Here is a 22,412-nt window from a genome sequence, read left to right as displayed (position 1 = left end):
CGTGGGGCCTCCGCCGGTGGACGGCGGAGGCCCACAAGGAGTCAGGGGAGCCTCAGCTCAAGTCGTGTTGGCCCGTCTTGATGTTGTGCAGGAAGGTGGCCCACTCGTCGGGGCGGAAGCTCAGAGTAGGGCCGGTTGGGTGCTTGCTGTCGCGTACGGCCACTCCGTGGTCTGTGGTGGCGAGTTCGACGCACTCGCCACCGGCGCCGTTGCTGCGGCTGCTCTTGCGCCACGTGATGCAGGACGGCACGGCGTGGACATGCCGTGCCATCCTCTCGTTTTTCGGACGCGCTTCCGAGGGGTTAAGTCAGGCGTCGAATTGACCTGTCTTGATGGCACTGGCCAGGTTTGCCCACGCGACAGGAGAGAGGAGCAGCTTGGGACCCTCGGGGTCCTTGGAGTCTCGGACGGCTACGGCACTCGGCAGCGCGGCGAGCTCGACACACGTGGCCGGCGCGGAGTTGGATCGGGAGCTCTTCCGCCAGCGAGCGCGTGTTAGGGCTGCTTCCGTCATGGTGCGATCTCCTTAATGAGGTGCTCTATCAGCTTATGTGACTCTTCGCCGAATGTCGCTACACGTTTGATGTCCGCCCAGTCTGCTCGGAACAGCGCCACGTCTTCGGCTTCTTCGAAGTAGCGCTCGCCGCATCCCTCCACCAGGACCACGTCCGGGTCACGGGGATCAGTGAATCTCAGGATCGCGAACGGTATGCCGAACGACGGGTAGGCCTCTGCGCTCAGTGGGATGACGCCGATCTCGATGTTCGGGCGCCGCATGGCATCGCAGAGCGCCTCAAGCTGGGCCCGCATGACGGCAGGGCCTCCGATGCAGCGGCGGAGTGCGGCCTCGTCGATAAGCGCGTGGAGCGTCAGCGACGGAGTCTCGGCCCAGAGCCGGGTCTGGCGAGTCATCCGAATTTCGACGAAGCGAGGAACGTCCTCGCTGTGAAGACGGCGATCTGTGCTGATCAAAGCCCGTGCGTAGTCGGGAGTCTGCAGCAGGCCGGGAATGAAGCTCGTCTCGTAATTGAAGATCTTGGAGGCTTCTGCCTCGAGTGCGACGTACTTGCCGGGCAGGAGATCGCGGTAGCTCGACCACCATCCGCCGCGCTTGCGCGCGTTACGGGCGAGGTCGATCAACTGCTCCTGGTCCTGGGCGGGGACCTCGTAAAGCGCCAGAAGGGCGCGTAGATCACCTACTGAGACCGTGCTCTGCGCGTTCTCGATGCGCACGATCTTGGATACGGCGGCGCTCAGGTGTTCGGCGACTGCCTCCTGTGAGAGCCCCGCTTTGTGACGCAATGCCCGAAGCTCTGTCGCCAGCCTGCGTCGCAGCACGATGGAGGTGCTCATTTTCGCAGTTCCTGCCTTGTGAAGTCGCAGAGTTGTGTCTACTGTCTTGGTGCGTCCGGTCACAGAATGCCATGACTTCAACGCGCAGCGTGGCCGGATGGGCGAAGTCGTGCAGGGCGAGAGGGCATCGGTGGTGATCTCGATGGGGCCGGAGACGAGGGTGGCTCAGGCGGAAGCCGGGTGGGAGCGGTTCAGACTGCTCTTGCAGCTCATGCTCGATCTGCGGGAGGTCGGACGGGGATCGTCCCTGGTACTTCCTGCGATCGGACAGCCCGTGCTGTACATGCGGGTTCGGTCGGGGCGGCGGTCGCTGGCGGTGCTCGGGGGCCAGGAGCCGCGGGGCGGGTGGTCGTATCTGTGGGACGGGCGGTGTCAGGCGCCGGCGGACGGGACCAAGCGGGCGGCTCGGCAGATCGCGGCGGTGGAGTGGTGATCGTGTGGGGCCGGGTGGCGACGGAGCGAGTGACCGGCGTTCCGGGGGTGGATGTCCGGGCGGTGCGCCGGTTCGTGCGGGAGGCGGTGTCCTCTGGCAGCTCGGTCGATCTCGGTGACGTGGATCTGTTGACAGCGGAGATCGCCACCAATGCCGTGCGGCACACCGCGAGCGGGAAGCCCGGCGGTGGGGTGTGGGTGACGGTGCTCAGCGCGCCCGAGCGTGTCCGGGTGGAGATACAGGACGACGGCGGCGCGGACACTCTCCCGGAGATCCCGGCCGGTGACGAGTGGGGGGAGTCCGGGCGGGGGCTGCTGCTGGTGAGCGAGCTGGCCCATGCATGGGGTGTCAAGGTCACCGGCGACGGGCAGCGGCAGGTCACCGTTTGGTTCGAGGTGGCGGGTTGACTTCCTCCCCCGCCTGAAGGCGGGGGTCTCCTCGGAGGCTTCCGATGACCCGTGCGCGGAAGACGGCCTACCGGCTCTGGGCCGCGATCGTCCTGACTCTGTACGGGCGGGTGGCGGGTGCTCGCGGCCGCTCCTGAGCAGAGGTCGGCCGAGGAGGCGGTGCTGGGACGGGGGCGGGGGCCACTCGGCTCGCGCGGAGGCGTACACGGCCGCGGCCTGCGAGGTGGAGGACGCGCTGTCATGGCTCGGCCCGTGTTGAGGGCAGTACATGCGGTGGGACGAGCGGCCGCGCCGGTGGCGGTGGGTACTGCGCCTGCTGTTGGACCGCGTCACTCGGTGAGCACCTCAGAAGAGGTGGGCGCGTTCGTCGGTGGCGTGGGTCGGGGGAGTCAGGAAGATATTGGGTGGGAATGCGTGACCGTAGGCGATGTTGAGGGTGTCCTGCCTGTACGACCAGCCGTAGTTGCCGCTGAAGCGGTAGTTGATCTTCCAGCGGAGGGTCTCGCCGGGGGCCAGGCGGATGTTCTTGCGAGGTCCTTGGCGCCAGGGGTTGCCGAAGGGGCACGGCCTGAGTTCGACGTGCAGCAGGCCGTCATGCTCGCGGACGTGCACGAGATCGCGGTGCGGCGGGCCCTCGGTGACGGTCTCATGCGGGGCGAAGTCGTGTTCCTCGCGCATGTGGACCGTGTGCACGAACGGCGGGTCGACCGAGGGGAGCGGAAACGCCTCGGGGCAGGCGTTGCGGCGTGCGGCGCCCGGGCCGCCGCGGGACGCCTTCGTCCAGGAGACGCGAACCAGCTGAATTGTGACATCCACCCCTCAATGATCGCGCGCTGAACCCGCCGGGGGCGCCTCCGGAGCGCGGAGGTGCCCCCGGGTCCCGTGTTCGGACGGACGACCGGTGTGGATGTCGGCCGACGCGGTGTCTCCGTGCATCGGCCATGGCCGTCCGCGCGTGTCACTCGGTGGTGTACGGGGTGTTCTGGCCAGCGACGATCTTCCAGCCGTCGTGCTGCTTGGCGATGATGTGGAAGGCGGTGCCGTGGGTTCCCTTGACAGGGGTGCCCGCGCTGTCGGTGGGGGTTTGCGTCACGTTCACCGCGATCACGTCAGGGGCGAGTTCCAGCAGTTTGACGACGTCGTAGCGGGCGTAGGCGTCGCGCAGGAAGGTCTGCATCGCCGGGGCGCTGAACTCGGCGATCGCCTCGCGGCCGTCCAGGCGCTTGCCGGCGGCGTTCGTCCAGGACGTCTGCTCGGCGAACTGCTCGCTCAGGGCGATCGGATCCTTGTCGTTGAACGCCTTCTCCAGCGCCTTGACGACGTCGTTGACGGCGGCCTGGGTCTCCGCCGGGATGTTCCCCACCACGAGGATGTCGTGTGCCATGGCCGTGCCCTTCTTCCGGTTCGGTGATCACTGCCATGGCCTACTCAACAACCTCGAGAAAGGTTGAGGTCAACTGGGAGCGGGCCGGCCGGGGGCGCCTTCACGAGCGCGGGCGCCCCCGGCGGGCACAGAGGTTGGGGGTGGGAAGCCCGTGGTCTGACGGGCCCATCGAGCAACCTGGATGTCGGCCGATCAACGATCGGCGCGCTCTGCCGCGGGCGCCGGTGACGTGGACTCGGCAGGCTTGGCGTCCTGGTCGGTCCGTACGTCGACCGTGCGCTGCTTCGGCCAGGCGTCGAGCCTGGTGCGGCGAGGGTTGGCAAGACGGCTGCTCATGTTCGCGGTTTTCCTCCCATGGGGCCGCTGACGCGGCCGATGATCTTGTACGTTGGACCGATCGTCCTTGCGGTACAACACCAGCAAGTGGACAGATCTTCTCCGATAACCCGGCCCCTACCGCAAAATGGTCTAGACCGTTAGGCGCCGCCCTACCCGGCGCAACGACCGTTATGCCTGGTCAGTCACGTTTATTGGGCTTTGCCCAGTCGAACGTCCGTTCAACCGCCCGCCGCCAGTTGTCGTACTCGCTCTCCCGCCGCCGCGGGTCCATCGACGGCACCCAGCGGGCGGCGCGGTGCCAGTTGCGGCGCAGGCCCTGCAGGTCCGGCCAGTAGCCGACGGCGAGCCCGGCGGCGTAGGCGGCGCCCAGGGAGACCGTTTCGACGACCATGGGCCGTTCGACCGGCACGTTCAGCACGTCGGCGACGAACTGCATGAGCAGGTTGTCGGCGGTCATGCCGCCGTCGGCCTTCAGCTCGCGCAGGCTGAGCCCCGAGTCGCGGTTCATCGCGTCCACCACCTCGCGGGTCTGCCAGCCGGTGGCCTCCAGCACCGCGCGGGCCAGGTGGCCCTTGGTGATGTAGGAGGTCAGGCCGACGATGATGCCGCGGGCCTCGCTGCGCCAGTGCGGGGCGAACAGCCCGGAGAACGCCGGGACGATGTAGCAGCCGCCGTTGTCCTCGACGGTGCGGGCCAGCGTCTCGATCTCCGGGGCGGTGGAGATCAGCCCGAGCCGGTCGCGGAACCACTGCACCAGCGCGCCGGTCACCGCGATCGAGCCCTCCAGCGCGTACACCGCGGGCTCGTCGCCGATCTTGTAGCCGACGGTGGTGAGCAGCCCGTTGGCCGACCGGACGGGGGTGGTGCCGGTGTTCATCAGCAGGAACGCGCCGGTGCCGTAGGTGCACTTGGTCTCGCCGGGGGAGAAGCACGTCTGCCCGAACAGCGCGGCCTGCTGGTCGCCGAGCGCGGCGCCGATGCGCACGCCGGGGAAGATCCGGCGGGCGGTGGCGTAGGTCTCGGTGGACGAGCGGATCTCCGGCAGCATGGCCCGGGGGATGCCGAAGAACGCCAGCAGGTCCTCGTCCCAGCTCAGCGTTTTGAGGTCCATGAGCAGGGTGCGGCTGGCGTTGGTGACGTCGGTGACGTGCACGCCGCCGTCGACCCCGCCGCTGAGGTTCCAGATCAGCCAGCTCTCCATGGTGCCGAACAGCACCTCGCCGCGTTCGGCGCGTTCGCGCAGGCCGGGGACGTGGTCGAGGGTCCAGCGGATGCGCGGGGCGGAGAAGTAGGTGGCCAGCGGCAGGCCGCTGCGCTCGGTGACGATCCCGGCGCCCGGGGCGCGCGACAGCTCCTCGACGAGGGCGTCGGTGCGGGTGTCCTGCCAGACGAGGGCGCGGCCGACGGGCGCGCCGGTCAGCCGGTCCCACAACACGGTGGTCTCGCGCTGGTTGGCGATGCCGACGGCGGCCACCTGGGCGGGGGTGGCGCCGGCCTGGGCGAGGGCCTCGGGCGCGATGCGTTCGAGGTTGCGCCAGATCTCCACGGGGTCGTGCTCGACCCAGCCGGGCCGGGGGAAGTGCTGGCGGTGCTCGCGCTGCGCGACGGCGACGAGGCGGCCGCTGTGATCGAACAGGATGCAGCGGGTCGACGTGGTGCCCTGGTCGATGGACATCACGTAGCGTTCGACCACGGCCCCTCACCCCCTGTCGTCGCCGGCGCCGTCACCAGCGCGATCCCCCCAGGTCGCGGGAGACGGCGCGGGCCGCGTCCCGCACGAATCCGACGAGCTTGGCGGCCGGGACGCGCTGGGCGTCGCAGATGCGCTCGACCGCCCCGGACACCCCGATCGCCCCCACGACCAGGCCCCCGTGGCCGCGGATCGGCGCGGCGATGGCGGCCTCGCCGATCGACAGCTCCTCGATCTCCGCCGCCCAGCCGCGTTCGCGGACCTGGGCGAGGGCGCGGGCCAGCTGCCGGGCGTCGGTGACGGTGCGGCGGGTGAACGCCTCCAGCGCGACGCCGCGCACGCAGGCGGCGGCGTTGGCGTCGTGGGCGAGCAGCGCCTTGCCGAGCGCGGTGGCGTGCAGCGGCAGCAGCGAGCCGACGTCCAGCGCCTGGAGCGTGTCGTCGGGGCGGAACACGTGGTGCACGACGAGGACCCGGCCGTCCAGCAGCGTGCCGATGCGCACCGCCTCGCCGCTGCGGGCGGCCAGCGCGTCGGCCCAGTTGATGGCGCGCGAGCGCAGCTCGTTGACGTCCAGATAGCTGGTGCCCAGGTGGAGCAGGGCGGCGCCGAGCTGGTATTTTCCGCTGGCCTTGTCCTGCTCGACGAACCCCACGCGCTCCAGCGTGCGCAGGATGCCGTGGGCGGTGCCGCGCGCCAGGCCCAGCGACTGGGCGATCTCTCCGACGCCCAGCCGTCCCGAGCTGCCGGCCAGCAGCCGCAGAATGGCCGCCGCCCGCTCGATCGACTGCACTGGTCCCGGCATGGACGCGAGCGTAGTTCATCTTCACCCCGGGTGCCGACATTGTCGACATGGGTCGGCATCACCGTCATTTCCGCTGCGAGCTGCCCTAATGATGTGATCCGCCGCACAGCTGGGAGGGTAACCGGCCGGGGGAGACGGGGGAAGTGTTCGACATTGTCGGCACCCGTCCGTTGCCGGTCGCCGAGCGCCGTTCTAGCGTCCACGGCACCGAGGAGCGCCACGCCCTCCCCCTTGGCCGCGACCCGGCCGCCGACGCGGCGCCCCTCGCCCCGGCGTGCGGTCGCCCTCACCACCCGCGGCCGCACGCCTGTGCCCGCCCCGTCCGAGGAGGTCAGCATGGCGGTACGCAGCAGGGAGCCGGGACTCGCCGGGGAGGTCGCCGCCGAGTTCGCCGGAACCATGATCCTCATCCTGTTCGGAGTCGGAGTGGTCGCGCAGGTCGCCGCGGCCGGAATCGGCGACCACGACAGCATCGCCTGGGCCTGGGGCATCGGCGTCACCCTGGGCGTCTACGTGGCGGCGCGCATCAGCGGCGCCCACCTCAACCCCGCCGTGACCGTCGCCCTGGCGGTCTTCCGCGACCACCCGTGGCGCAAGGTCGCGCCGTACGTGCTGGCGCAGACCGCCGGCGCGTTCGTCGCGGCGCTGGTGGTCCGCTGGAACTACAGCGAGGTGCTCGCCAAGGTCGACCCCGGCCACACCATCAAGTCGCAGGGCGTGTTCTCCACGCTGCCGGGCAACGGCGAACTGCCCGTGACGATGTGGGGCGGACTGCGCGACCAGGTCATCGGCACCGCCATCCTGCTGTTCGTGATCCTCGCCCTCACCGACGTCCGCAACCGGCCGCCGCTGGCCAACCTGACCCCCGTGGTGATCGGCCTGCTGGTGGTGGCGATCGGCATGGCCTGGGGCACCGACGCCGGGTACGCCATCAACCCCGCCCGCGACTTCGGCCCGCGCCTGGCATCGTTCCTCACCGGTTATGAGACCGCCTGGCGCGACCAGCACGGCGACCTGTACTTCTGGGTACCGATCGTGGGTCCGCTGGTCGGCGGGGTGCTCGGCGCGGGGCTCTACAAGGCGCTGATCCACCGGTTCCTGCCGGGCGACGAGGAGAGCGCCGCGGCCGCCGTCCCGGAGAAGGCCGAGCACCAGCCCGCCTGACCGGCCCCCCGACAATCCCGCCCCACCACCTGGAGACAGACACATGGCTGACTTCGTCGGAGCGATCGACCAGGGCACCACCAGCACCCGGTTCATGATCTTCGACCACGGCGGCAACGAGATCGCCCGCCACCAGCTGGAGCACGAGCAGATCCTGCCGCGCGCGGGCTGGGTCGAGCACAACCCCGTCGAGATCTGGGAGCGCACCCGCGCCGTCATCGAGACCGCCCTGACCAAGGCGAACCTGCAGTACGGCGACCTGGCCGGGCTCGGCATCACCAACCAGCGCGAGACCACGGTGGTGTGGGACCGCCGCACCGGACGGCCGTACCACAACGCGATCGTCTGGCAGGACACCCGCACCGACGCCATCGCCGCCGCCCTGGACCGCGACGGACGCGGCGACGTGATCCGCCGCAAGGCGGGCCTGCCTCCCGCCACCTACTTCTCCGGCGGCAAGATCCAGTGGATCCTGGAGAACGTCGAAGGGGTGCGCGAGGCCGCCGAGGCCGGCGACGCGCTGTTCGGCACCACCGACTCGTGGCTGCTGTGGAACCTCACCGGCGGACGCGACGGCGGCGTGCACGTCACCGACGTCACCAACGCCGGCCGCACCATGCTGATGGACCTGGAGACCCTCGACTGGGACGACGAGCTGCTGTCGTTCTTCGGCATCCCCCGGGCGATGCTGCCGGAGATCCGCCCGTCGTCCGACCCGCGCGGCTACGGCACCACCCGCGCCGGCGGCCCCCTCGGCGGCGAGGTCCTGCTGACCGCCGCGCTCGGCGACCAGCAGGCCGCCACCGTCGGGCAGGTCTGCTTCGAACCCGGCCAGGCCAAGAACACCTACGGCACGGGCAACTTCCTGCTGCTCAACACCGGCGAGGAGCTCGTGCGCTCCGAGCACGGCCTGCTGACCACCGTCTGCTACAAGTTCGGCGACGCCAAGCCCGTCTACGCGCTGGAGGGGTCGATCGCCGTCACCGGGTCGGCCGTGCAGTGGCTGCGCGACCAGCTCGGCATCATCTCCGGCGCCGCGCAGAGCGAGGCGCTGGCCCGCCAGGTCGACGACAACGGCGGCGTGTACTTCGTGCCCGCCTTCTCCGGGCTGTTCGCCCCCTACTGGCGCAGCGACGCCCGCGGCGCCATCGTCGGCCTGTCCCGCTACAACACCAACGCCCACCTGGCCCGCGCCACCCTGGAGTCCATCTGCTACCAGTCGCGCGACGTGGTCGAGGCCATGCGCCAGGACTCCGGCGTCGCCCTGGAGGTGCTGCGCGTGGACGGCGGCGTCACCGCCAACGAGCTGTGCATGCAGCTGCAGGCCGACATCCTCGGCGTCCCGGTGTCGCGGCCCGTCGTCGCCGAGACCACCGCGCTCGGCGCCGCCTACGCCGCCGGCCTGGCCACCGGGTTCTGGAAGTCGACCGCGGAGCTGGAGAGCAACTGGCAGGAGGACGCCCGCTGGCTGCCGGAATGGGACGACGAGCGCCGCGAGAAGGGCTACGCCGGCTGGAAGAAGGCCGTGGCCCGCACGCTCGACTGGGTCGACATCTGAGTCGAGAACTGACACGTCTGATCGGGAGCGACACGTGACATCCATAGCCCTCGGACCGGGGTACCGCGAGAAGGCCCTGGACGACCTCGGCGGGACGGAGTTCGACGTCCTGGTGATCGGCGGCGGCATCGTCGGCGCCGGCACCGCGCTGGACGCCGTCTCCCGGGGCCTGTCGGTCGCGCTGGTGGAGGCCCGCGACTGGGCGTCGGGCACCTCCAGCCGGTCCAGCAAGCTCATCCACGGCGGCCTGCGCTACCTGGAGCAGCGCGACTTCGGGCTGGTGCGCGAGGCGCTGCGCGAACGCGGCCTGCTGCTCAGCCGCCTCGCCCCGCACCTGGTGCGCCCCGTGCGGTTCCTGTACCCGCTGCGCAACCGCATCTGGGAACGCGCCTACGTCGGCGCGGGCGTGACCCTGTACGACACGATGGGCGGCGCCCGCATCCTGCCCTGGCACAGGCAGCTGTCGCGGCGCGCGGCACTGCGCGAGGCCCCCGCGCTGCGGCACGACGCGCTGGTCGGGGCGATCCAGTACTACGACGCCCAGGTCGACGACGCCCGCTACACGATGATGGTGGCCCGCACCGCCGCTCTGTACGGCGCGCGCGTGGCGACCCGCACCGAGGTGACGGGCTTCCTGCGCGAGGGCGCACGCGTCACCGGGGCCGCCGTCCGCGACCTGGAGAGCGGCCGGGAGATCGCCGTACGCGCCCGCAGGGTCGTCAACACCACCGGGGTGTGGACGGACGGCACGCAGAAGATGACCGGCGCGCGCGCCGCGTTCACCGTGCAGGCGTCCAAGGGCGTGCACATCGTCGTGCCCCGCGACCGCATCCCCATGGACACGGGCCTCATCACCCGCACCGAGAAGAGCGTCCTGTTCGTCATCCCCTGGGGACGGCACTGGATCATCGGCACCACCGACACGCCCTGGGAGAAGGGCCCGGACGAGCCCGTCGCCGACCGCGCCGACGTCGACTACCTGCTGGAGCAGGCCAACTCCTGGCTGCGCGTCCCGCTGACGCACGACGACATCGAGGGCGTCTACGCGGGGCTGCGGCCGCTGCTGTCGGGCGACACCGACGACACGACCCGGCTGTCGCGCGAGCACACCGTGGCCGAGCCGGTGCCCGGCCTGGTGGTGGTCGCGGGCGGCAAGTTCACCACCTACCGGGTGATGGCCGAGGACGCGGTGGACGCCGCCGTGCGGGGCCTGGAGGAGAAAGTGCCCGCGTCGGTCACCGCACGCCTGCCGATCATGGGCGCCGAGGGGTTCGAGGTGCTGTGGAACGACCGCCGCCGCCTCGCCGCCGCCTCCGGGCTGCACGTGGCGCGCGTCGAGCACCTGCTGCGGCGGTACGGGACGTGCGTGCGGGAGGTCCTCGACCTGGTCGCGGCGGACCCCGCGCTCGGCGAGCCGATTCCCGGCGCGGCCGACTACCTCAAGGCCGAGGCGGTCTACGCGGTGTCGCACGAGGGCGCGCTGCACCTGGAGGACGTGCTCTCCCGCCGCACCCGCATCTCGATCGAGGAGTGGGACGGCGGGGAGGCGGCGGCACGCCCCGTCGCCGAGCTGATCGCGCCGTTCCTCGGGTGGAGCGAGGACGACATCGCCGCCGAGGTCGACCGCCACCTGCAGAGGGTCCGCGCGGAAAGGGGCGGTGCGGAAAGGGGCGGCGCGGAGGCCCCGCCGCGGTCCGCCCCCTCCCGTCCGTCACCGGCCTCGGCCGCCTGACCGGCGCCGGATCGGGGACGCCACGAGTCGTCGGCCCGGGTACCGGGCCGACGACTCAGGCGTTGAAGGGAGTGCCGTAGCGCTCGTCGAACACGATCTCCTCGACCGGACGGCGCGACAGCTTGGCGGGGAAGCCGCGCTCGGGGTAGCCGACGGCGATGTGCGCGGCGGTGATGACCCCGTCCGGGATGCCCAGCAGCTCCTTCACCTGGGGCTCGCTGTGGCACAGCAGCGTGGTGAGGGCGCTGGCCACGCCCTGGGCGCGCAGGGCGAGGCAGAAGTTCTGCGCGGTCGGGTAGATCGAGCCGCCGCCCACGACGCTGAGCCGCCCCAGGTCGGCGTCGGTGGGGTGCAGCCCGTCCAGCTCGGCGCACAGGACGACGATGGCCGGGACCTCGTGCAGGTGTTCGGCGAAGTGGTCGGCGTCGGCGACGGTCTTGGGCAGCGCCCCCACCGCGATGTCCCCGGCCCCGATGCCGTCCAGGTACGCCTTCCACGGGCCCAGGTACCACTCTTGGAGCTGCCGCTTGCGGTCCTTGTCGCGGACGACGACCCAGCGCACCGGCTGGCGGTTGCCGCCCTGCGGCGCGAACCGGGCCGCCTCGAACGCGGTCAGCAGCACTTCGTCCGGCACGGGGTCGGGCCGGAAGTACCGGCAGGTGCCCGTGGTCTTCATGGCCTCGATGACGTCCATGTCATCCTCCGGTGGCACGTGGCAGGGCGAGGCTGGCAGGGGGCTGCGGTCGGGGGCGGCGCGGGCTCAGGGCTTGCGGCCCACCGCGCCGTACATCCACACCAGGTCGAGGTCGGCCGTCACCGGACCGTCGGGCCGCCACAGCGACGTCTGGACGATGCCGGGCTCCAGGATCTCGAAGTCGCCGAACATGGCCTCGATCTCGGCCTTGGTGCGCGGCACGGCCGGGGCCTTGGCCTGGGTGTAGGTCTGGGCCACCCCGAGGACCTTGTCCGGCCGCAGGTCCTGGGTGGGATGCGAGATGACCAGGTGGCTGCCGGGGACCATGGCGGCGCGGAGCGGACCCACGATCTCCTCGGGGTCTGTGTCGGGCACGAACTGCAGCACCGACACCAGCATCGTCGCCAGCGGCTCGTCGAAGTCGATGACCGCGCGCACGTCGGGATGCGCCATGATCGCCTCGGGGTCCCGCACGTCGGCCTGCACCACCCGCGTCTCGCCCTCGCTCCGCGACGCCAGGAGCGCGCGGGCGTGCACGAGCACGATCGGGTCGTTGTCGACGTACACCACACGCGTCTCGGGCGCGATCTCCTGCGCCACCTGGTGGACGTTGTGCTGGGTGGGCAGCCCGGCGCCGAGGTCGAGGAACTGGCGGATGCCGGCGTTCACCAGGTACCGGACGGCCCGCTGGAGGAAGGCGCGGTTCTCCCGGGCGAGCAGGCGCAGTTCCGGGGCGATCGCCAGGGACTTCTCGGCGGCCTCCCGGTCGGCGGCGTAGTTGTCCTTCCCGCCGAGGTAGTAGTCGTACATGCGCGCCGGATGGGCGATATGGATGTCCAGGTCGGTCGGTAGTGGATCGTCCATCGCGTGCCCTTCTCTACGGCCGCGCAGTCGCGGCTCAGCGCAGACGGAAGGATCTTATTACTGTTTCGTGATAAGGGTGCGGACAACGTTGCATGGAACAGATGTGAATTCGTCAGGAGCTGAGCCGTGCGCCGGCAAAGGCTGCCGCACCGCGCGTCGCCTCCGCCGCCGTGGGATCTGCCCCGCCAGACCCGATCCGCAGGGGGAGACGCGCGGCGCGGAGATGCAGTCAGCGCAGCGTCACGGTGGAGCTTTTCGGTCTCCCGTAATCGCCGGCCGCGTCGATCGCCCGGTACTCGACGGTGTGCCTGCCGCGCGGCGACTCCCCAATAGACCAGGTAGTCGATGGTGGTGCCGTCCGGATGAACAGGAACGGCGCATTCGAGTCGGCCGACCGACCGTGATCAGGCGTACCGGCCGTCTCCGTCGACGCGGAATTCGCTCACGATGTGTTATCCGTTCTGGTCGTCCTTAGAGGGAGGCGGAGCGTGAACAGGTCGTCGAAGGTGTCATGCCCGCCCCGTTGCGCGGCGGGCCGGAAACCTCGTGACGGGCGGCGTGGCGCCGATGGTCCGGATGCAGGCAGGCGCCCGCCCCACAACGCCGTCTTCAGCGGCGTGTACGGGCATAGGGACGACGGGACGCGTTTCCGGGTGCGGTGTCCGCCGCCGCGCCCTGCGCGGGCGCGGCGGCGGACACCCGGACGATCGATGACGAGACGAGCGCACGGAGGGGCGCGTTTCCGCACGCGACGACACCGTCAGCCGATCACGCACGTCGGCAGGCCCGTCCTGCGGCGGACGGGGCGCGTCAGGTGCCCGCGACCGCCGGCGGGGTGGTCTGCTCCGCGCGGCTGCTGATCAGGAACCGCACCAGCGACGTCAGCACCTGCTTGGCCGAGTCGCGGCTGCGCGCGTCGCACAGCAGCACCGGGATCCGCGGAGACAGGTCCAGCGCGTCGCGGATCTCCTCCACCGTGTAGTCGTAGCCGTCGTCGAACCGGTTCACTCCGATGATGAACGGCAGCCCGCGCTGCTCGAAGTAGTCCACCGCGGGGAAGCTGTCGGCCAGCCGCCGGGTGTCGGCCAGCACCACCGCGCCCAGCGCGCCGTGCGACAGCTCGTCCCACATGAACCAGAACCGGTCCTGCCCCGGCGTGCCGAACAGGTAGAGGATCAACCCCTCGCGCAGCGTGATGCGGCCGAAGTCCATGGCGACCGTGGTGGTCGTCTTCCGGTCCACACCGCTGGTGTCGTCGACGCCGACACTGCGCTCGGTGAGCAGTTCCTCGGTCTGCAGCGGCCGGATCTCGCTGACGGCGCCGACGAAGGTCGTCTTGCCGACCCCGAACCCCCCGGCGACCAGGATCTTGACCGCGAGGGGCATGTCGGCGGCGGCGTCAAAGCGCCTCGAGTCCATGGAGTACTTCCCTGAGCAGTTCCTCGGTGACGGTCTGGTGCTCCTGCTGGGGGCGCCGGACCACGATGAAGCGATGGCTGAGCAGGTCGCCGAGCAGCACGCGCACCACGACCAGGGGCAGCCCGAGCTGCCCGGATATCTCGGCGACCGAACGCGGCCGCACGCACAGTTCCAGGATCGACATGTGCTCGGGGCCCAGCCCCGGCGTCGCATAGGCGGGCGTCGAGACGGTCGCGATGATCGCGATCATCTCGAAGTCCTCGCCCTGGGTGGCGGGCCGCGCCCGGCCTCGGGTCAGCGCGTAGGCCCGCACCAGGGGACCCGCCTCTTCGTCGAGCCATTCGGTGCTTTCCTGATCGTCCCGCCCGATCATCGTCCGTCACGACTCCTCACCGGGGCCCGCGGTCTCCGACCGGCCGCGTCGGGTGCCCCGCTGGATCGCCGACATCATGGCACGGGCGGCCTCGGGGGACCGCTCCGGACGGACACGCCCCTGGTCGGGGGGCGGTGCGGCCGACGCCGCGTCCTCGCGCAGCTGCGGCGCGAGGCTGGCCTGCCGGACCCGCTTGGGCAGCACGGGCCTGCCGCCCTTGGCGCGCCGCCGCGGCGCCGGCTCCGTGCGCTCCTCCTGCGGCGGCTCCTGCCGCGCCTCGGCGGGCGTTTCGGCGGCCGCCTCGGGACGCGGCTCCGACCACGGGTCCTGCGGCCGCGCCGGCGGGGACTGCGGCTGCGCCGCGGGCGGCGCCGGCAGCGGACCGGTCAGCGGGTCGCCCAGCGGATCCTCGGACGGAACCTGGGGCGCCCCGGGACCCCCGCCTGCGGGCGGGGCGGTGCGCGCGTGCCGCGGCGGCCGACCCGCCCCGGGGACGTCCCGCGGCGGCTGCGCGCTGTCGGACGCGGGCAGCACCGGCGGCCGGTCCACCAGCGGCTCGCCGCCGAAGCCGCCCGCGCCCCCGACCGCGCCGACGGCACCGCCCGACGTGAGCGCCGGACGCTCCCGGCGGCCGTGCACGACGCCCGCGGTGACCAGGGCGTCCTCGGCGCGGCGGGTCAGCGCGAACGGGGCGTCGCCCGCCGGGGTCCCCTGGCCCTCGTGCACGACGATCTCCTCGGGCAGCAGCACGATCGCGGTCATGCCGCCGAACGGCGAGGTGCGCAGCGTCACCTTGATGCCGTGCCGCTGGGCCAGCCGACCGACCACGAACAGGCCGAGCTGGGTGCTGTTGGACAGGTCGAACTCCGGCGGGTTGGCCAGCCGCTCGTTGGCCTCGGCCAGCTCCGGCGGCTTCATGCTCAGCCCGCGGTCCTCGATCTCGATCGAGAACCCGTGCGCCACCGCCTGCCCGGTCACGCTGACCGTGGTGTGCGGCGGCGAGAAGATCGTGGCGTTCTCGATCAGCTCCGCCAGCAGGTGGATGAGGTCGGCGACGGCCGCGCCGGCGACCGACGCGCGCGGCATCGGCGACACCTGGACCCGGGTGTAGTCCTCCACCTCCGACGCGGCGGCGCGGGCCACGTCGATCACCGCGACCGGGTTGCGCCAGCCGCGGCCGGGCGCCTGCCCGGACAGGATGATCAGACCCTCGGCGTGCCGGCGCATGCGGGTGGCCAGGTGGTCGATCCGGAACAGGTCCTCCAGGTCGTCGGGGTCGGAGATGCGCCGCTCCATCGCGTCCAGCAGCTTCAGCTGCCGGTGCAGCAGGCTCTGGCTGCGCCGGGCCAGGTTGACGAACACCTGGCTGATGCCCTGGCGCAGGCTCGCCTCCTCGACGGCGCCCTGGATCGCGGTGCGCCGCGCGGCGTTGAACGCCTGGCCCACCTGGTCGATCTCGGGGGTGCCGAACGACAGCGGCGGCGCCTCGGCGGCCACGTCCACCTTCTCACCGCGCCGCAGCCGCGAGATCACGCCGGGCAGCCGGACGTCGGCCAGGTCCTGCGCCTCGCGCCGCAGCCCGGCCAGGTCGCGCAGCACCGAGCGCGCCACCCACACCGCCAGCAGCACCGAGATGACCACCGCGATCAGACCCAGCGCACCGGCCAGCGCGACCCGCGTCAGGATCGCGTCGGCGATCGGCTCGGCGCGCTGCTCGGCCTCGGCGGTCATGGTCAGCTCCAGGCCGCGCAGCCGGGTCAGGTTGGAGTTGGCGGTGATCTTCCACAGGGTCGCCGCGTCGGCGGCGCGCAGGCCGCGGAGCGAGTCGACGTAGCGGTCCTCGAGCGCCCGAAGGCGGGCGTACTCGGGCGTCGCGGTGATGCGCTGGTAGTAGGTGCGCTCGTTCGGCCGCAGCTCCTGGGAGGCCATCTCGTACATGTTGCGCTGGGCGCCGACCAGCTTGACGAAGTCGGAGTGCTCGGACTGGGTCATCCGGCCCGCCGCCAGGGCGCCCGCCAGCAGCGCGTCCTCCTGCGCCAGCATCTCATGGGCGCGGGCCAGCGCGACCTGGTTGCGGGCGTCCAGCGCGACCTCGGGGTTGTCCAGCGTGGACAGCGCGCCGCGCAGCGTGCCGAGGCGCTCCAGGATCTGGGTGTACTCGGCGAACGCGCGGTTGCGGTCCAGGCGCAGGTTGTCGATGGCACCGCGGCGGGCAGGCAGGCCGTCCAGGCCGCTGATGATCTCACGGGCCAGGCGGCGCGCCGACGCGGGCGCGGCCTCCTGGGCGTCGGGGTCGCCGGCGAGCCGGCGGAACACCTCCGCCTGCCGGTCGGTGATGAGCCGCACACCTTCCATAGCGGCCCGGTCGGAAGTCGTCCTGCTGCCCAGGAAGACCAGGGAGGCGCGGCGCTCGGCCTGCAGCGCGCTGGCCAGGGCGCCCGACGGGTACTCGAAATGGTCCTGGACGCTCTCGATCTTGCGGAGGTTCAGGCCCTCGCCCAGGGTGACGCTGGCGGCGAATGTCCACAGCGCACCCAGCGACACCAGCGAGACCAGCACCAGCAGGACGACCTTGAAGCGGACCGTCCGGAAACGTCCGGTACCTGCTCTGCGCCGCCGGTGGCCGGTGGACGACGGTTCCGCTCGACGGTCGGATTCACGCACGACGAAGCTCTCGGTTAGGTAACGGCCACTGATCGCAGCAGAGGGTACTACCGCAGGGTGTGATTTGGGGCCAGAAGTGGCATGAACTATGAATCCGCCGGAATCTCCTCGTGTGGTGGTCCCGGACCCCTAGAATCACCCGATCGTGATCTATGTGAGTCCGCCTCCGGGTCCCCAGGTACGGCGTCCGGCGTCCCCCGCGCCCGCGCTCCAGCCCCGCGACCAGGCCGAACGTCCGGCCGCTGTGCGGCCGAGGCGGGGGGTGCGGGCACGACGGCCGCTACGGCGGCTGGCGGCCGCGGCGGCCACCGCCGTGCTGACCGCCGCCACCGCCGGCGCGTGCAGCGGCTCGTCCGACGACGGTCGCAACGGCGGACTGCCCCAGGTGCAGATGCAGCAGGCGATCGGCGCCACCGAGGGCCGGCTCAACCTGGTGGTGTGGGCCGGATACGCCGAGGACGGCTCCAGCGACCCGAACGTCGACTGGGTCACCCCGTTCGCCAAGGCCACCGGCTGCAAGGTCAACGCGAAGGTGGCCGACACCTCCGACGCGATGGTCGCGCTGATGAAGACCGGCCAGTACGACGGTGTGTCGGCGTCCGGCGACGCGAGCCTGCGCCTGGTGTACGGCGGCGACGTCGCGCCGGTCAACACGGGGCTGCTCACCAACTGGGACGACATCGCCTCGTACCTGAAGAACCAGCCGTACAACTCGGTGAACGGGCAGATGTACGGCGTGCCGCACGGCTACGGCGCCAACGTGCTGATGTACCGCACCGACAAGTTCTCCCAGCCGCCCACGTCGTGGGGGGTGGTGTGGGAGGACAACTCCCCGGCGGGCACCAACGTCACCGCCTACGACTCGCCGATCTACATCGCCGACGCCGCGCTGTACCTCAAGGCCAAGCGGCCCGACCTGAAGATCAGCGACCCGTACGAGCTGGACGAGAAGCAGTTCAACGCCGCCGTGGAGCTGCTGCGCAAGCAGCGCACCAAGGTCAGCAGCTACTGGCACAACTATCTGGACCTGGTCCAGTCGTACCGGGTCGGCGACACCCATGCGGGCACCGCCTGGCAGGTGATCGCCAACCTGGCCCGCGACCAGAAGGTGCCGGTCGCCACCACCATCCCCGCCGAGGGCTCCACCGGCTGGTCGGACACCTGGATGATCTCGTCCAAGGCGCAGCATCCGAACTGCATGTACCGGTGGATGAACTGGATCACCACGCCCAAGGTGCAGGCCCAGGTCGCCCAGTGGTTCGGGCAGGCCCCGGCCAACCCCAAGGCGTGCCGGTACACCGCCAAGGGCTTCTGCAACGACTACCGCGTCGGCGACGCCGAGTTCTACCGCAAGATCGCGTTCTGGAAGACCCCCGTCGCCGACTGCGGCGACGGACGCGAGTGCGTCGACTACGACCGCTGGGCGCAGGCGTGGACCGAGATCAAGGGCTAGGAACCCGCCTGGAGAACCCCCCCGAACGCCCCGAACCCCCTGAACCCCGCTCACACTCCTTTCCCCGAGAAGACATCGAAGGAGATGCTTCGCCCGTGAAGTTCAGCTACGCCATGCTCCCCGACTACCCGCTGAACGAGTCCCTGGCTTCCATCAAGCTGGCGGACGAGCTCGGCTTCTACGCCTGCTACGCCGCCGACGAGCCCTGGCACAAGGACCTGTGGCTGCTGTTCGCGGCCGCCGCCGCCCAGACCTCGCAGATTCGCCTCGGCCCGTCGGTGTCGGCGGTCACCCTGCGCGAGCCCACCCTCATCGCCCAGGCCGCGGCCACCCTGGACGAGCTGACCGGCGGCCGCGCCGAGGTCGTGCTGGGCAGCGGCAACTTCGGCGTGCTCGCCCAGTACAAGATCGACTGGAAGGTGACCAAGCCGCTCACCCGGGTCAAGGAGGCCGTGCAGGTCGTCCGCACCCTGCTGGACGAGGGCACGATCACCCGCGACGGCGAGTTCTACTCCTACGACGGCCTGTTCACCTTCGCCCGCCCCGTCCAGGAGCGGGTGCCGGTGAAGATCGGCGCGATGCGCGGGCCCAAGTCGTTCGAGGCGGCCGGCGAGCTGTCCGACGGCGTGCACCACGCCCTGTCCTACTCGCGCGAGGCCTACGAGTACGCGGTCAAGCACTTCCGGATCGGCGCCGAGCGCGCCGGCAAGGACCCCTCCGCCCTGGACATCGGCGCCTGGGTGGTGTTCTCCGTCGGCCCCGACTCCGAGGCCGCCAAGCAGGCCGCGCGCAGCATGGTCGGCCTGTACGCCTCGTCCATGCCCGCCGAGCAGCTGGAGCGCAACGGCGTCAGCCCCGCCGACGTGGCCCCGATCATCGAGGCGATCGGCGCCGGCGACCTGGCCAAGGGCATCGAGCTGACCACCCCGGAGATCACCGAGAAGCTGTCCATCGCGGGCACCCCGGAGGAGGTGCGCGAGAAGATCCAGCGGGACATCGCCCCGACCGGCGTGAACCACATGATCTGCGCCATCACCGACTCGTCGCTGGTCAAGACGTTCACCGGCCGCGAGGTCGAGAACGTCGCCGACGTGAACACCCAGCTGCGGCTGATCGCCGAGGAGATCATGCCCGCGTTCAAGTGACGCGCTGACGGGCCGGGTACCCCCGCCGGGGGTGCCCGGCTCTGCCTTTTTCTCGGGGGACGGGTCAGGGGCGTGCGGTCAGGGCCTGCCAGTGGGCGCGGGCGGGCCCCTGCCAGGCGGTGTGACGCTCGTCGAACAGCTCGCGGGCGCGGCGTCCGATCCACCCGGGGGGAAGCAGCTCGTCGGGGAGCTGGGGGTCCAGGAACGGGAAGCGGCGCCACTCGTGCACGAGCCGGACCTGAGCGAGCAGCGTCTCGTCGCCCGGCCCGGGGCGCAGGCCGGAGAACTCCTCCAGGAACGCGGCGTAGCGGGAGTCGACCTCGGCCAGGTCCCAGGCGCGGGCGACCAGCTCGGCCTCGGAGCCGATGCCCGCGAACGGGCCGGTGAACGAGAACGCCGACGCCTCCAGGCCGAGATCGCCGACGATCTGCTTGACCTCGCCCTCCCGCTCGGGATGCGGGCTGACCCACAGGCCCGCGGTGGGGTTGCCGAAGCCCGCCCAGGCGAGCCGGGTGTGCAGCCGGTGGCGCAGCCGCCGGCGCGTCTCGGGCACCGACACCATGACGATCAGCCAGCGGCCGTCCCAGGCGCGGCGGCCCGCGCCGAAGGAGTAGATGCGCTGCGCGCCCTCGGTGAGCAGGCGGCGGCCGGGCGGGGTGAGGTCCCAGCGCACGCGGCGGCCGTCGCGCGCGGAGACGATCCAGCCGTCGGCGGCGGTGCGGTTGACGGCCTGCCGCGCCGACTTCTCCTCCACGCCCAGGCCCGCCAGGACGTGCAGCAGCGTCGAGGTCCACACCGGCTCGCCGGACGGCAGGACGAACTCGCCGAGCACGGTGAGCAGCAGCGAGCGCGCGCTGGTCCCGCCGACGTTGTGCCGGCGGGACAGCAACGGCTCCGTCGTGGCCATCCAGCCTCCCTCGGTCGGGTGTGGCCCCAAGTATCCCAGCGTCCGACGTGCTACAGAGTATTGACGCAAATGAAAGTTAGCGTCGAAGATGTCGCGTGACGGAGGACACTCCCCCCAGGAGGACCGATATGCCCCTCACCGCGGCGGCCGAGCCCCACCCCCCGACCGACCTGCCGCGGGCCGTCCGCCGGCGGAATCCGGCCCTGGAGACCGACGCGGAGAAAGCGGCCGCCCCGGGGCTTGTGACCTTCGCCTGCGACGGCATCGACTTGAAGGACGAGGTCCGCATCGCCCTGGAGGAACGCGCGCCGCTCAGCCCCGGCGCGCCGACCGGAACGGAGGCCGACCACCGCTTCGTCCACCTCACCTGACCGCGCGGATGCTGGAGCCGACCATGCCCGAGTCCCTGCCCCGAACCGGCCCCGCCCCCTTCAACGCCTGCCGCTACCTGGTGGACCGGCAGATCGAACTCGGCCACGGCGACCGGATCGCCGTCGCCGGGCCCGGCGGCACCCTCACCTACGCCGGGCTCGCCGACCTCGTCCGGCAGGCGGCCGCCGGGCTGCGCGCCGCCGGGGTGCGCCCCGAGGAACGGATCGTGCTGTTCGCCGCCGACGGCCCCGAACTGCTCGCCGCGCTGCTGGCGGGAATGCGGATCGGCGCCGTGCCCGTGCCGGTGTCCACCATGTACAACGGGGACGAACTGGGGGCGCTGCTGCGCGACTCGCGCGCCCGCACACTGCTGGTGTCGCCGCAGTTCGCCGACGTCGCCGCCGAGGCGCTGCCCACGGCGCCCGAAGTGACATCCGTGGTGCTGACCGGCGGTGCGAAACCCGACGTCCCGCCCGGTGTGCGGCCCATCGACTGGGACGAACTGCTCGCCGGCGGCGAAGGCCACGACACCGAACCCTATGACACCTGGGACGAGTCCCCGGCGTTCTGGCTGTACACCTCGGGCACCACCGGCACGCCCAAGGCGGCCATGCACCGGCACGCCGGCGTGCGGCATGTCGCCGAGACCTACGCCGCCCAGGTGCTGGGCATCACCGCCGAGGACCGCTGCTTCTCCGTCGCCAAGCTGTTCTTCGCCTACGGGCTGGGCAACGCGGGCTTCTTCCCCCTGTCGGCGGGCGCCGCGACCATCCTCGACCCGGCCCGCCCCACCCCGGCCTCCGTGGCCGAACGGCTGCGCGAGGACAAGCCGACGCTGTTCTTCGCCGTCCCCACCTTCTACGCGGCGCTGCTCGCCGCCGACCTGCCGCCCGAGACGTTCGACTCGGTGCGGCTGGCGGTGTCGGCGGGGGAGGCGCTCCCGGTCGACCTGTACCGGCGGTTCACCGAGCGGTTCGGCGTGGAGCTCCTCGACGGCATCGGATCGACCGAGGCGCTGCACATCTTCCTGTCCAACCGGCCCGGCCGGGTGCGGCCCGGCACGTCCGGCACGCCCGTCCCCGGCTACCAGGTGCGGGTCGTCGACGAGCACGGCGCCGACGTGCCGCCCGGCACGCCCGGCGACCTGCTGGTGCGCGGCCCGTCCCTCACCACCGGCTACTGGTGCCGCACCGGCGTCACCCGCCGCGCCTTCGAAGGCGAGTGGCTGCGCACCGGCGACAAGTACAAGGTGGACGACGACGGCTACTACACCTGCCTCGGCCGCTCCAACGACATGATCAAGGCGGGCGGCATCTGGGTGTCGCCCGCCGAGGTCGAGGAGGTGCTCGCCGGGCACCCGTCGGTCGCCGAGGTCGTGGTGGTCGCGGTGCCCGACGACAACGGCCTGGACAAGCCCGTGGCATGCGTCGTCCCGGCCCCCGGCGCCACGGTGGACCCGGACGCGCTGATCGCCCTGTGCCGGGAGCGGCTGGCGGCGTTCAAACGGCCCCGCCACGTGCTGCAGATCGACGCCATCCCCAAGACCGCCACCGGCAAGCTGCGCCGCTACGCCGTCCGCGCGCTCGCCCGCGAACGCCTCGCGCCGCGGCCGGCCGACGCGGCACCCGCCGCCGGCGAGGGCGTCGCCGCCCCCTAACC

At 71.6% G+C, this 22,412-nt stretch carries 23 protein-coding genes; 9 read left to right on the top strand and 14 right to left on the bottom strand.

Going from position 1 to position 22,412, the window contains the following annotated elements:
- Positions 1 to 52 precede the first annotated feature (52 nt).
- From QSK22_RS16085 to QSK22_RS16075, 3 genes are read right to left on the bottom strand one after another with little or no spacing between them, the layout of a single operon-like run.
- Positions 53 to 271: a DUF397 domain-containing protein gene (locus tag QSK22_RS16085; protein WP_285494983.1), complete on the bottom strand. Its 219-nt coding sequence runs from the start codon at positions 269 to 271 to the stop codon at positions 53 to 55.
- 36 nt (positions 272 to 307) lie between these two features.
- The gene (locus QSK22_RS16080; protein WP_285494982.1) at positions 308 to 514 is read right to left on the bottom strand and encodes a DUF397 domain-containing protein; all 207 of its coding nucleotides are present in this window, start codon (positions 512 to 514) and stop codon (positions 308 to 310) included.
- A complete protein-coding gene (locus QSK22_RS16075) occupies positions 511 to 1,353 on the bottom strand; it encodes a helix-turn-helix domain-containing protein (RefSeq protein WP_285494981.1) in 843 nt (280 codons plus the stop codon). The genes QSK22_RS16080 and QSK22_RS16075 overlap by 4 nt, the downstream gene beginning before the upstream one ends.
- A gap of 97 nt (positions 1,354 to 1,450) precedes the next feature.
- Here QSK22_RS16075 and QSK22_RS16070 point away from each other — a divergent pair, with 97 nt between their 5' ends.
- The gene (locus QSK22_RS16070; RefSeq protein WP_285494980.1) at positions 1,451 to 1,786 is read left to right on the top strand and encodes a hypothetical protein; all 336 of its coding nucleotides are present in this window, start codon (positions 1,451 to 1,453) and stop codon (positions 1,784 to 1,786) included.
- Complete coding sequence (locus QSK22_RS16065; RefSeq protein WP_285494979.1) at positions 1,783 to 2,193, top strand: ATP-binding protein; 411 nt, start codon at positions 1,783 to 1,785, stop codon at positions 2,191 to 2,193. Before QSK22_RS16070 ends, QSK22_RS16065 begins: the two co-directional genes overlap by 4 nt.
- 345 nt (positions 2,194 to 2,538) lie before the next feature.
- Here the strand turns inward: QSK22_RS16065 and QSK22_RS16060 are convergent, their stop codons facing one another.
- The 5 genes from QSK22_RS16060 to QSK22_RS16040 all read right to left on the bottom strand — a co-directional run bounded on the left by QSK22_RS16060 (position 2,539) and on the right by QSK22_RS16040 (position 6,408).
- Positions 2,539 to 3,009 (bottom strand): hypothetical protein, encoded by a 471-nt coding sequence (locus QSK22_RS16060; RefSeq protein WP_285494978.1) that lies wholly within the window; start codon positions 3,007 to 3,009, stop codon positions 2,539 to 2,541.
- Positions 3,010 to 3,151: 142 nt separating this feature from the next.
- Positions 3,152 to 3,577 carry an SgcJ/EcaC family oxidoreductase gene (locus QSK22_RS16055; protein WP_285494977.1) on the bottom strand — a complete coding sequence of 142 codons (426 nt, stop codon included), beginning with the start codon at positions 3,575 to 3,577 and terminating at the stop codon, positions 3,152 to 3,154.
- Between the two features lie 192 nt (positions 3,578 to 3,769).
- Positions 3,770 to 3,913: a hypothetical protein gene (locus tag QSK22_RS16050; protein ID WP_285494976.1), complete on the bottom strand. Its 144-nt coding sequence runs from the start codon at positions 3,911 to 3,913 to the stop codon at positions 3,770 to 3,772.
- A 181-nt stretch (positions 3,914 to 4,094) separates the two neighbouring features.
- The gene (gene glpK, locus QSK22_RS16045) at positions 4,095 to 5,591 is read right to left on the bottom strand and encodes a glycerol kinase GlpK (RefSeq protein ID WP_502872322.1); all 1,497 of its coding nucleotides are present in this window, start codon (positions 5,589 to 5,591) and stop codon (positions 4,095 to 4,097) included.
- Between the two features lie 49 nt (positions 5,592 to 5,640).
- Entirely contained in the window at positions 5,641 to 6,408 is a 768-nt protein-coding gene (locus tag QSK22_RS16040; protein ID WP_285494974.1) for an IclR family transcriptional regulator, read from the bottom strand.
- A 336-nt stretch (positions 6,409 to 6,744) separates the two neighbouring features.
- Here QSK22_RS16040 and QSK22_RS16035 point away from each other — a divergent pair, with 336 nt between their 5' ends.
- Genes QSK22_RS16035 through QSK22_RS16025 form a run of 3 tightly spaced genes read left to right on the top strand, consistent with a single transcriptional unit; the run spans position 6,745 to position 10,862 of the window.
- On the top strand, positions 6,745 to 7,572 hold the full coding sequence (locus QSK22_RS16035; protein ID WP_285494973.1) for an MIP/aquaporin family protein: 828 nt from the start codon (positions 6,745 to 6,747) through the stop codon (positions 7,570 to 7,572).
- A gap of 43 nt (positions 7,573 to 7,615) precedes the next feature.
- Complete coding sequence (gene glpK / locus QSK22_RS16030; RefSeq protein ID WP_285494972.1) at positions 7,616 to 9,130, top strand: glycerol kinase GlpK; 1,515 nt, start codon at positions 7,616 to 7,618, stop codon at positions 9,128 to 9,130.
- A 34-nt stretch (positions 9,131 to 9,164) separates the two neighbouring features.
- Positions 9,165 to 10,862: a glycerol-3-phosphate dehydrogenase/oxidase gene (locus QSK22_RS16025; RefSeq protein ID WP_502872317.1), complete on the top strand. Its 1,698-nt coding sequence runs from the start codon at positions 9,165 to 9,167 to the stop codon at positions 10,860 to 10,862.
- Positions 10,863 to 10,917: 55 nt separating this feature from the next.
- On the opposite strand, the gene QSK22_RS16020 is transcribed toward QSK22_RS16025, so the two are convergent.
- From QSK22_RS16020 to QSK22_RS16000, 5 genes are all read right to left on the bottom strand, one after another.
- A complete protein-coding gene (locus QSK22_RS16020; protein ID WP_285494971.1) occupies positions 10,918 to 11,556 on the bottom strand; it encodes a nitroreductase family protein in 639 nt (212 codons plus the stop codon).
- Positions 11,557 to 11,622: 66 nt separating this feature from the next.
- Entirely contained in the window at positions 11,623 to 12,420 is a 798-nt protein-coding gene (locus tag QSK22_RS16015) for an SAM-dependent methyltransferase (RefSeq protein ID WP_285494970.1), read from the bottom strand.
- Positions 12,421 to 13,230: 810 nt separating this feature from the next.
- Positions 13,231 to 13,839 carry a GTP-binding protein gene (locus QSK22_RS16010; RefSeq protein WP_285494969.1) on the bottom strand — a complete coding sequence of 203 codons (609 nt, stop codon included), beginning with the start codon at positions 13,837 to 13,839 and terminating at the stop codon, positions 13,231 to 13,233.
- A complete protein-coding gene (locus QSK22_RS16005; protein WP_285494968.1) occupies positions 13,820 to 14,212 on the bottom strand; it encodes a DUF742 domain-containing protein in 393 nt (130 codons plus the stop codon). Before QSK22_RS16005 ends, QSK22_RS16010 begins: the two co-directional genes overlap by 20 nt.
- Positions 14,213 to 14,218: 6 nt before the next feature.
- A complete protein-coding gene (locus QSK22_RS16000; RefSeq protein WP_285494967.1) occupies positions 14,219 to 16,876 on the bottom strand; it encodes a nitrate- and nitrite sensing domain-containing protein in 2,658 nt (885 codons plus the stop codon).
- Between the two features lie 262 nt (positions 16,877 to 17,138).
- Here QSK22_RS16000 and QSK22_RS15995 point away from each other — a divergent pair, with 262 nt between their 5' ends.
- Together QSK22_RS15995 and QSK22_RS15990 are read left to right on the top strand one after the other, a co-directional pair.
- The gene (locus QSK22_RS15995; RefSeq protein ID WP_285494966.1) at positions 17,139 to 18,329 is read left to right on the top strand and encodes an ABC transporter substrate-binding protein; all 1,191 of its coding nucleotides are present in this window, start codon (positions 17,139 to 17,141) and stop codon (positions 18,327 to 18,329) included.
- Positions 18,330 to 18,424: 95 nt separating this feature from the next.
- On the top strand, positions 18,425 to 19,474 hold the full coding sequence (locus QSK22_RS15990) for an LLM class flavin-dependent oxidoreductase (RefSeq protein WP_285494965.1): 1,050 nt from the start codon (positions 18,425 to 18,427) through the stop codon (positions 19,472 to 19,474).
- Between the two features lie 64 nt (positions 19,475 to 19,538).
- On the opposite strand, the gene QSK22_RS15985 is transcribed toward QSK22_RS15990, so the two are convergent.
- Positions 19,539 to 20,381 carry a PaaX family transcriptional regulator gene (locus QSK22_RS15985; RefSeq protein ID WP_285494964.1) on the bottom strand — a complete coding sequence of 281 codons (843 nt, stop codon included), beginning with the start codon at positions 20,379 to 20,381 and terminating at the stop codon, positions 19,539 to 19,541.
- Positions 20,382 to 20,509: 128 nt separating this feature from the next.
- Between QSK22_RS15985 and QSK22_RS15980 the strand changes: the two genes are divergently transcribed.
- Entirely contained in the window at positions 20,510 to 20,752 is a 243-nt protein-coding gene (locus tag QSK22_RS15980; protein ID WP_285494963.1) for a hypothetical protein, read from the top strand.
- 23 nt (positions 20,753 to 20,775) lie between these two features.
- Positions 20,776 to 22,410 carry a benzoate-CoA ligase family protein gene (locus QSK22_RS15975; RefSeq protein WP_285494962.1) on the top strand — a complete coding sequence of 545 codons (1,635 nt, stop codon included), beginning with the start codon at positions 20,776 to 20,778 and terminating at the stop codon, positions 22,408 to 22,410.
- Positions 22,411 to 22,412 lie beyond the last annotated feature (2 nt).

This window comes from Actinomadura sp. NBRC 104425, assembly GCF_030269545.1.
GTDB classification, from domain to species: Bacteria; Actinomycetota; Actinomycetes; order Streptosporangiales; family Streptosporangiaceae; genus Spirillospora; species Spirillospora keratinilytica.
Note: the sequence above shows the minus strand (reverse complement) of the source record. Positions and strands in the feature narration are given on the sequence as shown.